We start from the raw sequence: 13,415 nt of genomic DNA, 5'->3' as shown, positions 1-13,415 counted from the left end.
GTGCCTGACCCTTCCCTGCCTTCGTTGAGCGACCTGTCGGCGCAGGAGCTCTCTGCGGCCTACCGCGAGAAGCGCCTGTCGCCGGTCGAGGTGACGCGCGCCGTCATCGCGCGCATCGAGCACTGCGAGCCCCGGCTGCAGGCCACGTGGCTGTTCCGGCCCGAGGCCGCGCTGGAGCAGGCGCGTGCCTCGGAGCAGCGCTGGCAGCGCGGCGACGCGCGCGGCCCGCTCGACGGCGTGCCGACCACGATCAAGGAAAACATCGCCACGCGCGGTGACCCGCTGCCCGCGGGCACCGCCGCCGTCGACCTCATGCCCGCTGCCGCCGACGCCCCGCCGGCCGCGCGCCTGAAGGAAGCCGGCGCCGTCATCGTCAGCAAGACCACCATGCCCGACTACGGCATGTTGTCGTCGGGGCTGTCGAGCTTTCACACGCTCGCGCGCAACCCCTGGGACCTGAGCCGCACGCCGGGCGGTTCCAGCGCCGGCGCCGGTGCCGCCGCGGCCGCGGGCTACGGCCCGCTGCACCTGGGCACCGACATCGGCGGTTCGCTGCGCCTGCCCGCGAGCTGGTGCGGCATCTTCACGCTCAAGCCCAGCCTGGGGCGCATCCCGATCGATCCGCCCTACATGGGCCGCGCCGCCGGCCCCATGACGCGCACCGTCGGCGACGCCGCGCTCATGATGCAGGCGCTGGCCCGGCCCGACGCGCGCGACAGCATGAGCCTGCCCGCGCAGGACATCGACTGGGCCGCGTTCGACGTCGCGCCCGACCACCTGCGCGGCCTGCGCATCGGCCTGCTGCTGGACGCCGGCTGCGGCCTCGCGGTCGAACCCGAGATCCAGGCCGCGGTCGAGCAGGCGGCGCGCCTGTTCGAAAAGGCCGGCGCCACCGTCGAGCCCATGCAGCCCTTCATGTCGCAGGCCCTGCTCGACGGCATGGACCACCTGTGGCGCATGCGCTCGCTGGTGGACCTGAAGGCCCTGCGCCCCGACCAGCGCGCCAAGGTGCTGCCCTACATCCGCGAATGGGCCGAGAGCGCCGCCGAGTTCAGCGGCGAGCATGTGTTCCGCAGCTTCAGCCAGTTCCATGCGACGCGCGTCACCACGGTGAACGCCTGCGCACGCTTCGACTACGTGATCTCGCCGGTGTCGCCCAACATGCCGGCAGCGGCCGAGGCGCCCTCGCCCACCAACGACCCGCTGCGGCCGCTGGAGCACATCGGCTTCACCGTGCCGTTCAACATGTCGGAGCAGCCGGCGGCGTCGGTGAACTGCGGGTACTCGGCCGGCGGCCTGCCGATCGGGCTGCAGATTGCGGGGCAGCGCTTCGACGACCTCGGCGTGCTGCGCGTGGCGCGCGCGTTCGAGCAGATCAGGGAAGTGCAGCGGCCTTGGCCGCGAGTTGTTCCGGGCTGATCGAATCGGTCCCAGGTCGAGCCAGACGCTGCTCCGGCTCGATCCGCAGCGCGCCTGACCGCGCCTCGCTGCAAACGCCATCGTCGAATCCTCTCGCCTTCGTGAAGAACTGCCTGCGCAGGGAACAGATGCTCCCCGCACAATGCGCCTTCGCCTCACACCTTGTCACAGGTTGAGGCCACAAGAGCGCACAGTGCCGGCCAGCCAAACAACAGGGAGGAAAACGCAATGTTCATGCGTCGCTTTGCCGCGTCCGCGGCTTCTGCTTCAGATCTCGCGTGCCATCCAGTGGCCGCGACCACAGCGGGAGGCTAGCCGATGGCCCTCCTCCCCCAAGCATCCGTCTGCGATTGCAGCGAGCCCTCGCCAAAGCTGGCATTGATCCTCTACCCCAGCCTGGGGACTCCTCTGCTGATCGGACCGCACCAGAAGAAGTGCAGTCTATTCATTGCGGCGGAATCGCTCGGTCTCGCCACGAGCAGCGATGCGAGAGCCACGTTGGACAAACGTGGGCGGGTGAGCCTCCTGCGCGGCGACGCGTCAGCGACCGTCGCTCGCCATCTTCGACTCGTGGCCATGAAAGGCGCAAAGCCCGACACCGACATTCAGGTCGGCGCACTGACCGGTGACGGCCGAGACTGCACCATCGCGAAAACGGCCATCAAGGTCTGGCGGGTCGCCAAGTTCGAACCCAGCGCCATCATCTACAACCAGAAAGGCGAGGTGTTCGCCACCGTCAGTCCGCAGGCCGTCAAGGCATTCAGTGCCGCCGGCTTCCCGGGAGGCGATATCTATGAAGTGGAACTCGACCTCGCCCGGTTGACCATCAAGCCAGAGAGCGCTGAGTTCAAGAGCTTCGCCTGGATGGTTAAGCCTACACAGGCCCAGAAGAACGACTACCCATCACTGTGCAAGGGCGGCACGGTCCATGCGCAGGACCTGCTGGTCGAGACCTTTCTCTCGCAGCAAGTCACGCACCAGTCACACCGTCACCAAGCCACCAATGCGCCCGCCGTGACACGGCGCGGCAAGGAAGCGGCCTTGATGGAATACGACGTTCCACGAACCGCCCGTTCTGCACAATCGCTGTTCACCGAAACCGATGCACGCCTCGCCGCATGGCATCCGGTCATCCGCCTCGCCAGCGACGCCCCCTTGAAAGTCGGACACCTGAGCGATGTGCATATCAATGTGCGGCACAACGCACTGGCCAAGTCGCCTGCGCACGTGATCGAGGACAGCCAGTTCACCAAGGGCCAACGACCTGCAGTGGGTGAGCTCGTGTGCAACACCTTCAACGCCCTCAAGGCCTTGTTCGATCAGGTGGGTGTCAGCAAGCGCCCCGATACCGTGTTGCTGCTCACGGGCGACCTGATCGACTTCAATCGCAATATCGACCCCTCCAAGGTGCCGGACCGGCGTATCGGAGACCAATGGAAGCTCTTCAACGTTCTCAACCGGCTCAACGACCCCGCGAATCCCGAGTTGTACCCGCGCGGTCAAGACGACATGCTGGCCTACAGCCTGGTGCGCTACGCGTACAACGAGCTCAAGCTGCCTGTATTCATGACGACGGGCAACCACGAAGCCTATGACATCGCCTATGGGGTCTATCCGCGCGTCGGCGTCTGGGGCATGACGCTCGGCGCCATGGAGATTCTGCAAGCCGAGATGCGCAAGACCCTCGCGCAATGGACGCAGCTACTGGCGGCGCATGATGCCTGCGACCGCCAGATCGACCGCATCCGGAGCACCTTCGATCAATCGGCCGAGCAGCAGGGCAAGGACGCACACGATGCGCTGCGATCGGCTCGCCAGCAAAATCAGGCGGCACTTGCAGGGCTTCAGGCCAACAGCAACGCTGCTGCCACCAATGCCAAGGCCGCACTCGACGACTACCTGCGTCAAACCCAAGCCGGACAACCCAAAGTCGCGTCGCCTCAACCCGCCCCGAAGTCATCCGGTAATGGTCTTGCTGCACAGGCGTGGGACATCTATCACGCTGCGCTCCAAGGCGCCAAACAAGCTGTGGCCGACGCAACCAACGCCGGCATCAGTGCCCTCTGGAGCACGTACACAAGCGTCGTCAGCACGGTGGGTCATGGTGCGATCAGCCTCGGACAGAGCGCCGGAGATCTCGGCGTCCAGCTGACCGATCTCGCGGACGACCTGAAGACCCGCACGATGGACCTCGGCGTGAGCATCGGCGTCTTGCAGGCGCAAACGGCGGCTGCGCACATGGCGACGTCGTCGCATCTCGCGGTCAGCGCCGCGCGCGTCAGCGTGCAGGCCGCACTGCAGGCCAACAAGGAAATGCTCGCCACGCTGGATGCATCGATCAACACCCACAGGAAAGACGTCGAAGGCGCCAGCAAGTTCACGGGCCTGCAAGCCAATCCGGGCATCTCGGCAGATCACAACATGACGGTGTTCGAAGCCACGCTGGCCTACGGACCGACTTATGGGCAGACGTGGACCAGTCTGAACTTCACCACCGCCAACTTCGACTGGTTCAGCGTGCTCTTCACGCCGCTGTCCGACTTTTGCATCGCGATGCCCACGGAGCCCGATGCGACGCGACTTCCCCAGCAGGTTCTCGTAGGTCTTGCGTGGGGAGAAACAGAGAACTTCATGAACGTCGAGGGCGCCGCGAAGCTTGGAACCGACCGTCATGGCGCGATGATCCTGCCGCGCGCCAGTGCGAGCATCGATGCAGCCCAGCAGGCTGTTCTGCGTCAGGCTCTGGCGCTGAAGGGCAGCACGAACGCCCCGCTCGTGGTTGCCAGCCACTTCACGATGATCAATTACAACGCTGCGGCCCTCCAGGAAGAGCTGAGCTTCGTTCCCCACGACGGGCCGCGCGGCCTGACCTCGGCCGGCTTCAACAATGCCAACTTCGGCACCTGCGAGCGCAATCTCAAGTGGTACTTTGCGCATTGCGCCAGCGTGCCCGGACAGCCGACACGCGTCGACTGGCACCTCAGCGGCCACAGCCACCGTAGCGCGCTGTACACCATCAATCAAGGTCGCAACGCCCTCGGCGCTGGCACGATCACCGTCGCGTCCCGGCGCGATCCCGGCATGTACAAGGACGGGCTCATCGCGTATGCCCGCAGCGGCACGCAATTCGTGGTGAGTTCATGCGGTGGCCCCATTGGTGTCCAGAACCTTGCCGGTGAGCTCAACGGCCACACACTGCGTCCACCCGCAGGCAGCCTGCTCAATTGCGGCGAGCGCACCCTCCGGCAGATCAAGACCCAACGCACCGGTCGCGACACAGGTACCCGCTACAACGAGGTGCCACGCTTGGCGGTCGCTCTGGACTATCTGCACGTACTGCAACCGGACAACTCACCCGTGCATTTCACCTGGGAATCTCGTGCAGGCCTACTGAATAAGGGGCGCTCTGACACCGTGAATGTGCTTTTGAGCGAGCAGATGAAGAAGCTGGATTGCATCGCGGCGATGAAGGTATGGATTTTTGAAGGTGGTCGTGTGGATGAGAAGAACAAACCCAAGCCCGCAACCTGGCACTGTCTGACCCCGGAGTTCAAGCGCGCAGAGGCCGGCGGTGCGTTGCGTTTCACCTCGGCAGACATGAAGAAACTGGCAGAAGCCATGGTGACGACCTCCACACGCCCCGCTGCGGGTGGCGCCGCAAGCCTGTCCAAAGGTGCAGGGGTGCTCTCCATGCAACGAGTGGCGCAATCCTTCTGCGAGGTCATCCTGAAGAAGCCCATGATCGCGCTATACACCACGGGGCCCGAAAAGGGAAAAGCTACACCCGATTGGAGTGCAGACATGAAATGGGAGAACGATCCGTGGATATTTCCGCTGGAGATCGGGACGTCTCTTGTGGGATCTAACGCCTTCGACTTCATGCAGCGTAGAAGTGGGGAGCACGGGCAAGTGCCGGATTGGCGATTCTTGGCGGAGCACTACAGGGATAAGGGATACATCGCCGCCCGCGAAGTCATTACGGGTCGGGCTGTCAAATGAGTTTCGGCGCATGAAACGTCGCAGATTTCTATCAATTGCGATACGAATCGCAGGCGGTTGCGACGCAATTTTTTTGACAGGATGTGATCTGATGAAAAAAGAAAAGATTCAAAACTTCGGCAAGCAATTCAACTACCTAAAAGATCCCGATCTTCGCAAGCAGGAAACAGGGGACACCATGCTGACACTCGATAGCGCCTACGTCAGCAATGTGGAGTTCATCGGGCAGAGTTGGCACAACATTCGATTCATCAACTGCGAGTTCGTTAGCTCGCATCAGATCAGACCGAAAAGCCTCGAGAAAGTGATCTTTGAAAATTGCCGCTTCACTGGCGTATTCAACCTTGGTGTTCTCAAAGAAGTTCGATTTCTGGACTGCCAGCTCACTGGGGAGACCCACCTGGTTGGAGATACCGAAAGCCGCTCCACCGTCTTTGAGAGATGCACTTTCGAAGGAGCGGACAGCGAGCCCAACAATTGGGGGAGTGTGGGAACCTACGGTGAAGCCACATTCATCGACTGCCGCGGGAGATGGTTCGATATCAGCGGCTATGCGGGACTCACTCTCGTGTCCTGCGAGTTCGAAGAGGTCGGTTGTCAGCCCGCTGGCGGCGGCGAAGGACTCTACGCATCCGTTCTTTTGGAGCGCTGCAAGCTGCGCGGCAGATTCGGCATGGTCTCAGCCGACCTTCGGTCTCTGACCATCCGTGACACCGTACTGGACCACCTCGACCTGACCAATGCCACGATCAAGGACGATCTGGTGATAGAGCGAGTCAGAGGTGGCGCCATTCAAGTTGGCATCAAAGAAGCCGCGCTTGCCTTTTCCATGAAGGACAGCCAGATTCACGGCAACGGGATCTCCGTCTGCTATGTCTATGCCGGAGCCTTTGACTCCGTTCTCATCGAACGATGCATCTTCGGTGGTGACGTCACCAAGCCAGTGATCATCGGAGGCGGCTTCGACCCGGACAACAAGGAAACTCAGCCCGTGATGACGCGACGTCTCGCGCTGCGGGACAGCAGAATTCCCTTTCTCCGCTCTGGATATCTCAATGCAGGTGATGTCGTGATCGAGGGCAACACCATCGAATCGCTTGACATTCAGCAGGGCCGCCTCGATTCATTGGAAATCGAGGGCAACACGATCACCCGCACCGTGAACTTCACCGGCGTTCAAGTCAAGAAAGGCAAGGTACAACGCCTCGCCGAAGATCAAGCCAAGCTCGACGGTTCCAACATCAAGCTGAACTGATTTCCTCACCCACTTGCTGTCGCCTTACCCCAGCTGCAACGACAGCATCTCCCGCGCCCGCGTCACGAACGCGGTCTCGCCCCGCCGCGCGGGCAACCACTGGAACGCCACGCGCGGCAGCGCCGGTAGCCCATGCGGCGTGGCCAGCCGCGCGATGCCTTCCCCGATAGCCGATTCGTTGAGGCAGGCCACGCCCAGGCCCGCGGCCAGGGCCGACTGCAGGCCCGCCACCCCCGACGCGACATGCGCCAGCACGTAGGGCACGCGGCGGCGGCGCAGCAGGGACACGGTGAACTGGTGCAGCGAACAGATGTCGGGCAGCGCCAGCAGCCGCACCGGCTCGCCGCGCACCACGCGCAGGCCGGTCGCTCCGAGCCACGCCAGCGATTCGCGTCGCAGCACGGCGCCACTGCCGGCCGCGACTGCATTGGCTCCCGCGATGTTCATGGCCAGGCCCACGTCGAAATCGCCGTGCGCGTAGGCGGTGCGCAGCGCGTCGCTCTTCAGGATGGTCACGTGGAGCCGCACCTGCGGATAGCGCTCGCCGAGCCGGCCCAGCAGGCGGGTGAGGTCGCCGGGGCGGAAGTAGTCGGTCACGGCCAGCCGCAGCTCGCCCTGCAGGGTTTCGCCGCGCAGGTCGCGAAAGGCCTCGTCGCTCAGCGCGAGGATGCGCCGCGCATGTCCCAGCAGCCGCACGCCCGCCTCGGTGGGCGCCACGCCGGCCTTGCTGCGGGTCAGCAGCGACTGGCCGGCGCGCTCCTCGAGCTTGCGGATCTGCTCGCTCACGGACGATTGCGACAGGTACACGCGCGGCGCCGCCGCCGTGAGGCTGCCGGCGTCGGCCACCGCCACCAGGGTGCGCAACTGTTCGAGGTCGAAGCCTTGCATGGTGCCTGCCTATCCATTCGCTGATCCGATGGATTCCATCATATCTTCCCGCTTTTCCGATGACGAGAGGAATCCCACAATCACCCCATCGACCACCCGTTCTTCAACGCAAAAGGAGTCCACCATGCCCCACATCGTCGTCCACCTCTCCGGCCAGCCTGACGCCGCCCTCACCCGCAAGACCGTCGACACGGTCGCCGAGCTCACGCAGAGCGTGCTGGGCAAGGCGCTGCCGGTCATCGCCGTCACGGTGCAGTACATCGCCGCCGACAGCTGGTTCATCGGCGGTCAGTCGCTGGCCGAACTCGGCAAGTCGGCCTTCCACCTGGACATCAGCGTGACCGACGAGACCAACACCAAGGCCGAGAAGGCGCGCTACCTGCGCGAGGTGCACGCGGCCATGGCGCGGCTGCGGCCCGACCTGCACGAGGTCTCGTACGTCCACGTGATTGACGCGCGCGCCGCGGCCTACGGCTATGGAGGCCAGACGCAGGAGTACCGCCACCAGCAAGCGGGTGTCTGAGAAGACTTCTTGAAAGACGCCGGGGGCGTGGCACCATGCCGCCATGCCCTCCCACGGAACCCCGCACGCCGCCGACAGCCTCGGCAATCCGCTCACGCTCGACGACGCCGCCAGCCTCACGCTGGTCGACGACTTCGTCATGGGCTTTCTCTCGACCGAGGCGCGCGCCGTGAACCTGCTGGCGCTGGCCGAACGCGATGCCAGCCCGATCGTGCAGGCCTACTGCGCGACGCTGCACCTGTTCGCCGAATCGCGCGAGGCCGCTGCCAACGCGCAGCCCTTCCTCGACAAGGCCCGCGCCGGTGCGGCGCGCGCCACGCCGCGCGAGCAGCGCTACATCGCCGCCGTCCAGGCCTGGGCCGACGGCGACATCGCGCGCGCCATCGCGCTGCATGCCGAGCAGGCGCGCGAGCATCCGCGCGACCTGGTGTCGGTGAAGCTGGGCCAGTACCACTGTTTCAACACCGGCGACTGCCCCGGCATGCTGCGGCTGGCGCTCGCGGCGCTGCCGGCCGCGGCCGAGGTGCCGTACGTGCACGGCATGGCGGCCTTCGGCTACGAGCAGTGCCACCTGCTGCGCGAGGCCGAGGCCAGCGCGCGCCGTGCCATCGGCCTGTGCCGCAAGGAGCCCTGGGCGCACCATGCGCTGGCACACGTGATGCTCACCGAAGGCCGGCTGGCCGAGGGGCTGGCGTTCATGCAAAGCGTGAGCGACACCTGGACCGGGCTCAACTCCTTCATGGTGACGCACAACTGGTGGCACGTGGCGCTGTTCCTCATCGACCTGGGCCGCGACGCCGAGGCGCTCGCCGTGTACGACGAGCACGCCTGGGGCGTGGTGAAGGACTACTCACAGGACCAGATCGGCGCCGTGTCGCTGCTCGCGCGGCTCGAGCTGGCGGGCATCGACGTCGGTGCGCGCTGGGACGACGTGGCCGACCACCTGCGGCAGCGCCAGGCCGACCACGTGCTGCCCTTTCTCGACCTGCAGTACCTCTACGGCCTGGCGCGCGCTGGCCGGCCCGAGGCGCAGGTGCTGCTGCACAACATCGAGGCCTTCGCGCCCGTGGCGCCGGCGTCCACGCGCGCCGCGTGGCAGCGCGTGTGCGTGCCGGCCGCGCGCGGCCTCGTGGCCCATGCGCGCGGCGACGTGGCGGGTGCGGTCGAAGGCCTGGGCGTCGCGCTGCCGCGCATGATCGAGATCGGCGGCAGCCATGCGCAGCGCGACCTGTTCGAGCAGCTGTACCTCGACGCGCTGGTGCGCACCGACACCGAATCCGCGCTCGCGGGCGCGCAGGGCCTGCTGCAGCAGCAGCTCAACGGCCAGCCCGAATCGCTGCGGCTGCGGCGGCAGGCCGACGCGGTCTACGCGCGGTTGGGGCTCGGGCAGCTCACGGCGCGCTGAGCGGCGCGTGGCACCACCCATGCCTTCCGGTCATGGGGCGTGCCGCAAAAGGAATTAACGGCTGCGCGGGAGCGACTCCTAAACTGGCCGCTCCTCCCGCTCTCTTCCCGTTCGCCCATGCAGCGCTCCCTCGTCACGCTGGCCGTTCTCGCGGCCCTTGCCTCGCCCTTCCCCACCACCGCCGCTGAAGCCACTGTCGCGCTCGACCTGCTGCTGCGCGGCGGCACGATCTACACGGGCGACAGCGACACGCCGGTGGTCGGCGATGTCGGCATCGCGGGCGACCGCATCGTGTTCGCAGGTCGCGCCATGCCGGCGCAGTTCAGCGCACGCCGCACCATCGACGCCACTGGCCTCGTGGTGGCGCCCGGCTTCATCGACGCCCACACGCACGCCGACGCCGACCTGCTCTCGAGCGACGCGCGCAAGCGCCTGAACATTCCTTTTCTCACGCAGGGCGTGACCACGGCCGTGATCGGCAACGACGGCTTCGGCGGCTACGACATCGCAGCGCAGACGCAGAAGCTGCGCGCCGTGCCGGTCGGCACCAACGTCGCGATGTACGCGGGCTTCGGGCCGCTGCGCATCAGCCAGCTCGGCGAGGCCAACCGCGCCCCCGCGCCCGCGCAGATGGACACGATGAAGCAGCACCTGGCCCGCGCGATGTGCGACGGCGCGCTCGGGCTGTCGACGGGCCTGTTCTACCCGCCGCAGAATTTCTCGAAGACCGAGGAGGTCATCGAACTCGCGAAGGTGGCGGCCGCGCACGGCGGCCTGTACGACAGCCACATCCGCGACGAGGCCATGTACAACATAGGCCTCAAAGGCTCGATCGACGAGGTGATCCGCATCGGCCACGAGGCGAAGCTGCCGGTGCATGTGGCGCACATCAAGGCGCTGGGCGTGGCGGTGCAGGGCCAGAGCGGCGACATCATCCGGCGCATCGAGAAGGAGCGCGCCGCGGGCCTGGACATCACGGCCGACCACTACCCCTGGACCGCGTCGAGCACGCGCTTCTCGGCCGCGCTGCTGCCGCCCTGGGCCAACGAAGGCGGCCGCGCCGCGACGCTGCAACGCTTCGACGATGCGGCGCAGCAGGAGCGCCTGCGCAAGGACATGCGCGAGAACCTGCGCCTGCGCGGCGGGCCCGAGGCGATCCTGTTCTCGGCCGGCAGCACGAAGTACGTGGGCAAGACGCTGGCCGACGTGGCCAAGGCCTCGAACGCCGACCCGGTCGACGCCGCCATTGCCGTGCTGCGCGACGGCGACCTGATGATCGCCTCGTTCAACATGAGCGACGACGACGTGCGCGCCTTCATGAAGCGGCCGTGGGTCATGACCTCGTCCGACTCGTCGCTGGGCCATCCGCGCGCCTACGGCACCTTCGCGCGCAAGTACGACCAGTACGTGGTGAAGGAGCGCGCGATCTCGCTGGCGCAGTTCATCCGCAGCAGCAGCGCGTACACGGCCGACACGCTGGGCCTCGTGCAGCGCGGCCACCTGCGCCCCGGCTACCACGCCGACGTGGTGGTGTTCGATCCGAAGCGCTTCGCGGCCAAGGCCACCTACACGCAGCCGACGCTGCTGTCCGAAGGCGTGGTCACGGTGCTGGTGAACGGCCGCCTCGCGGTGGACGGCGGCCAGCCCACGGGCGTGGGCGCCGGCGTGCCGCTGCTGCGCACGCCGAAGGCGGGCAGCTGCCCGGCCTGAGCCGAGAGATCAGTCTTTCTTCAGGTGCCGCCGCTGGTCGTAGGTCGGCTGCGGCGGCAGGTCGGCGAGGTGGCGCGTGTCGGCCCACTCGACGATCTCGATGGCGTCCGGCGCGGCCGGGTCGGCGATGCGGATGCGGTTGAAGCCCGCGTTCGGGATCTCGCTCTGGCGCGGGCCGCTGAGGCTCAGGCCGCGCGCGGTGCGCCACACCATGTCGAGCACGCCGCCGTGCGTGACGACGATCAGGCGCTGGCCGCGGTGCGCGGCGGCGACGGCGCCGAGCGCGCCGATCACGCGTGCATGGAACTCGCGCGCGCTCTCGCCCTGCGGCATGGCGTGGTCTTCGCGGAACTCCAGCCACTCTTCCCAGGCACGCGGATGCTGGCTCTGGATCTCGTCGGCCCGCATACCCTCGACCACGCCGAAGTGCTGCTCGCGCAGCGCCGCCGAGGTGACCACCTGCAGCGCGAGCTGCTGCGCCGCGGGTGCCGCGGTCTGCTGGGCGCGCATGAGGTCGCTGCTGATGAGGTGCTGTGCCGTCTCGCCCGCCAGACGCAGGCCGAGGCGGCGTGCCTGCTCGTGGCCGATGTCGTTGAGCGGGACGTCCGCGTGGCCCTGGAAGCGCAGTTCGCGGTTCCAGGCGGTTTCGCCGTGGCGGATCAGGATGAGGTCGGTGGGGGCGGAGTCGGGGGTGGTGGTGGACATTGCATGCATTGTCCCCCGAGTGCATGACACGGCGGCTTCGTGCCAACCCGCTGTTGCATGGTCGCCACCGCGTACGGGCCGTGCGCCGGGCGCGTCCGATCGCGCAAAATCGGCCCATGCCCCATCTTGTCCTGCTGCCCGGCCTTGCCTGCGACGAACGCCTCTGGGAGGCCCAGTTGCCCGCACTTCCCGCCGCCTTCGGCGCCCGCGTGAGCGACGTCCAGACGCGCCACGACACCATCGAAGGCATGGCCAGCGCCGTGCTGCGCGAGCACGACGGCCCGCTGGTGCTGTGCGGCGCGTCGATGGGCGGCATGGTCGCGATGGAAGCGGCGCGCCAGGCGCCCGAGCGCATCGCCGGGTTGATGCTGCTGGGCACCAGCGCGCGGCCCGAGACGCCCGACATGTTCGCGCTGCGCGAAGGCGCCATCGAATGGTTCGAGCGCGGCGAGGTGCGCGAGATCATCGAGCCCAACGTGGCCTTCGCCTTCCATCCCGCGCAGGCCGCCAACCCGGCGCTGGTGCAGCGCTACCTGGACATCGTGCTCGGCGCCGGCGCGGCCCAGCTCATCCGCCAGAACCATGCCGTGATGCGCCGCCCCGATGCGCGCACGCACCTGGCCCTGCTGCGCGCGCCGGTGCTGCTGATGTGCGGCGACGACGACCGCCTCGCGCCACCCGAATGCACGCGCGAGATGGCGGCGCTGCTGCCGCGCGCCGAGGTGGTGTGGGTGCCGCAGTGCGGTCACATGCTGACGATGGAGAAGCCTGCGTTCGTCAACACGGCGCTCAACGCCTGGCTGGGCAAGCACTTCCCCCGCGCTTGAGAGCCCGGTCAGTGCAGCTGGCCGCCGGTTTCCGCGACGTCCTGCTTCACCGCAAGTGCTGTCTTCACGGTGATGCGCAACGCATCGACCAGCGTCTCCAGCGACATGCTCGGCGCGCCCGGAAAGCGCGCCGCCTGCGCGGGCAGGTAGGGAATGTGGATGAAGCCGCCGCGCGCGCCCTTCGCCGCCGCGTGCGTCGCGATGCGGTGCATCAGCCCGTAGAAGAGGTGGTTGCACACGAAGGTGCCCGCGCTGTTCGACACCGAGGCCGGCACGCCGCCCGCGCGCAGTTCGCGCACGATGGCCTTCACGGGCAGACTCGAGAAGTAGGCGGCGGGCGCGCCGGGCACCACCGGCACATCGATCGGCTGGCGGCCGAGGTTGTCGGGCACGCGGGCGTCGTCGACGTTGATCGCGATGCGCTCCGGCGTGAACTCGGCGCGGCCACCGGCCTGGCCGATGCAGATCACCAGCGTCGGCTGGAGCTCGTCCATCGCGCGGTCGAGTGCGGCGAGCGCCTCGCCGAAGACGCAGGGCACGAGGCGCGCATGCACGGTGGCGCGGCCGCACTGCCAGCCGTCGAGCGAGCGCACTGCCTCCCAGGATGGGTTGAGCAGCTCCTGCTCGAAGGGCTCGAAGCCCGTCAGCAAGACCGTGGGAGAAGCGCGCTTCGTCGGCATCCTG

At 67.1% G+C, this 13,415-nt stretch carries 10 protein-coding genes; 7 read left to right on the top strand and 3 right to left on the bottom strand.

Features of this window, described 5'->3' with window-relative positions; translation table 11 throughout:
* Positions 1 to 15: 15 nt before the first annotated feature.
* The 3 genes from AC07OX_RS16110 (at position 16) to AC07OX_RS16100 (ending at position 6,673) form a co-directional block, all read left to right on the top strand.
* A complete protein-coding gene (locus AC07OX_RS16110) occupies positions 16 to 1,419 on the top strand; it encodes an amidase (RefSeq protein ID WP_495261256.1) in 1,404 nt (467 codons plus the stop codon).
* A gap of 318 nt (positions 1,420 to 1,737) precedes the next feature.
* Positions 1,738 to 5,418, top strand: coding sequence for a metallophosphoesterase (locus tag AC07OX_RS16105; RefSeq protein WP_495261201.1), 3,681 nt, complete (start codon positions 1,738 to 1,740; stop codon positions 5,416 to 5,418).
* Positions 5,419 to 5,509: 91 nt separating this feature from the next.
* Positions 5,510 to 6,673, top strand: a complete 1,164-nt coding sequence (locus AC07OX_RS16100) for a hypothetical protein (RefSeq protein ID WP_495263322.1) — start codon at positions 5,510 to 5,512, stop codon at positions 6,671 to 6,673.
* Positions 6,674 to 6,697: 24 nt separating this feature from the next.
* Here AC07OX_RS16100 and AC07OX_RS16095 read toward each other — a convergent pair whose 3' ends face one another.
* Positions 6,698 to 7,561, bottom strand: coding sequence for a LysR family transcriptional regulator (locus AC07OX_RS16095; RefSeq protein WP_495261203.1), 864 nt, complete (start codon positions 7,559 to 7,561; stop codon positions 6,698 to 6,700).
* A 124-nt stretch (positions 7,562 to 7,685) separates the two neighbouring features.
* On the opposite strand from AC07OX_RS16095, the gene AC07OX_RS16090 reads away from it, so the two are divergent.
* The 3 genes from AC07OX_RS16090 (at position 7,686) to AC07OX_RS16080 (ending at position 11,199) form a co-directional block, all read left to right on the top strand.
* A complete protein-coding gene (locus tag AC07OX_RS16090; RefSeq protein ID WP_159273004.1) occupies positions 7,686 to 8,084 on the top strand; it encodes a tautomerase family protein in 399 nt (132 codons plus the stop codon).
* Between the two features lie 43 nt (positions 8,085 to 8,127).
* Positions 8,128 to 9,489, top strand: coding sequence for a tetratricopeptide repeat protein (locus AC07OX_RS16085; protein ID WP_495261204.1), 1,362 nt, complete (start codon positions 8,128 to 8,130; stop codon positions 9,487 to 9,489).
* Between the two features lie 117 nt (positions 9,490 to 9,606).
* Positions 9,607 to 11,199, top strand: a complete 1,593-nt coding sequence (locus AC07OX_RS16080; protein ID WP_495261205.1) for an N-acyl-D-amino-acid deacylase family protein — start codon at positions 9,607 to 9,609, stop codon at positions 11,197 to 11,199.
* Positions 11,200 to 11,208: 9 nt separating this feature from the next.
* Here AC07OX_RS16080 and AC07OX_RS16075 read toward each other — a convergent pair whose 3' ends face one another.
* The gene (locus AC07OX_RS16075) at positions 11,209 to 11,904 is read right to left on the bottom strand and encodes a histidine phosphatase family protein (protein WP_495261206.1); all 696 of its coding nucleotides are present in this window, start codon (positions 11,902 to 11,904) and stop codon (positions 11,209 to 11,211) included.
* 116 nt (positions 11,905 to 12,020) lie between these two features.
* On the opposite strand from AC07OX_RS16075, the gene AC07OX_RS16070 reads away from it, so the two are divergent.
* Entirely contained in the window at positions 12,021 to 12,731 is a 711-nt protein-coding gene (locus AC07OX_RS16070; RefSeq protein WP_185993669.1) for an alpha/beta fold hydrolase, read from the top strand.
* 8 nt (positions 12,732 to 12,739) lie between these two features.
* Here the strand turns inward: AC07OX_RS16070 and pcp are convergent, their stop codons facing one another.
* Positions 12,740 to 13,411 carry a pyroglutamyl-peptidase I gene (pcp, locus tag AC07OX_RS16065; protein WP_495261207.1) on the bottom strand — a complete coding sequence of 224 codons (672 nt, stop codon included), beginning with the start codon at positions 13,409 to 13,411 and terminating at the stop codon, positions 12,740 to 12,742.
* Positions 13,412 to 13,415: the final 4 nt, after the last annotated feature.

The sequence above is a fragment of the Variovorax sp. GW821-FHT09D07 genome (assembly GCF_059416345.1).
Note: the sequence above shows the minus strand (reverse complement) of the source record. Positions and strands in the feature narration are given on the sequence as shown.

What these genes read in the sequence shown, in the direction of transcription:
- AC07OX_RS16105 (WP_495261201.1), top strand. Translation starts at nt 1,738, where the DNA reads ATGGCCCTCCTCCCCCAAGCATCCGTCTGCGATTGCAGCGAGCCCTCG.
- AC07OX_RS16100 (WP_495263322.1), top strand. Translation starts at nt 5,510, where the DNA reads ATGAAAAAAGAAAAGATTCAAAACTTCGGCAAGCAATTCAACTACCTA.
- AC07OX_RS16095 (WP_495261203.1), bottom strand. Translation starts at nt 7,561, where the DNA reads ATGCAAGGCTTCGACCTCGAACAGTTGCGCACCCTGGTGGCGGTGGCC.
- AC07OX_RS16090 (WP_159273004.1), top strand. Translation starts at nt 7,686, where the DNA reads ATGCCCCACATCGTCGTCCACCTCTCCGGCCAGCCTGACGCCGCCCTC.
- AC07OX_RS16085 (WP_495261204.1), top strand. Translation starts at nt 8,128, where the DNA reads ATGCCCTCCCACGGAACCCCGCACGCCGCCGACAGCCTCGGCAATCCG.
- AC07OX_RS16080 (WP_495261205.1), top strand. Translation starts at nt 9,607, where the DNA reads ATGCAGCGCTCCCTCGTCACGCTGGCCGTTCTCGCGGCCCTTGCCTCG.
- AC07OX_RS16075 (WP_495261206.1), bottom strand. Translation starts at nt 11,904, where the DNA reads ATGTCCACCACCACCCCCGACTCCGCCCCCACCGACCTCATCCTGATC.
- AC07OX_RS16070 (WP_185993669.1), top strand. Translation starts at nt 12,021, where the DNA reads ATGCCCCATCTTGTCCTGCTGCCCGGCCTTGCCTGCGACGAACGCCTC.
- pcp (WP_495261207.1), bottom strand. Translation starts at nt 13,411, where the DNA reads ATGCCGACGAAGCGCGCTTCTCCCACGGTCTTGCTGACGGGCTTCGAG.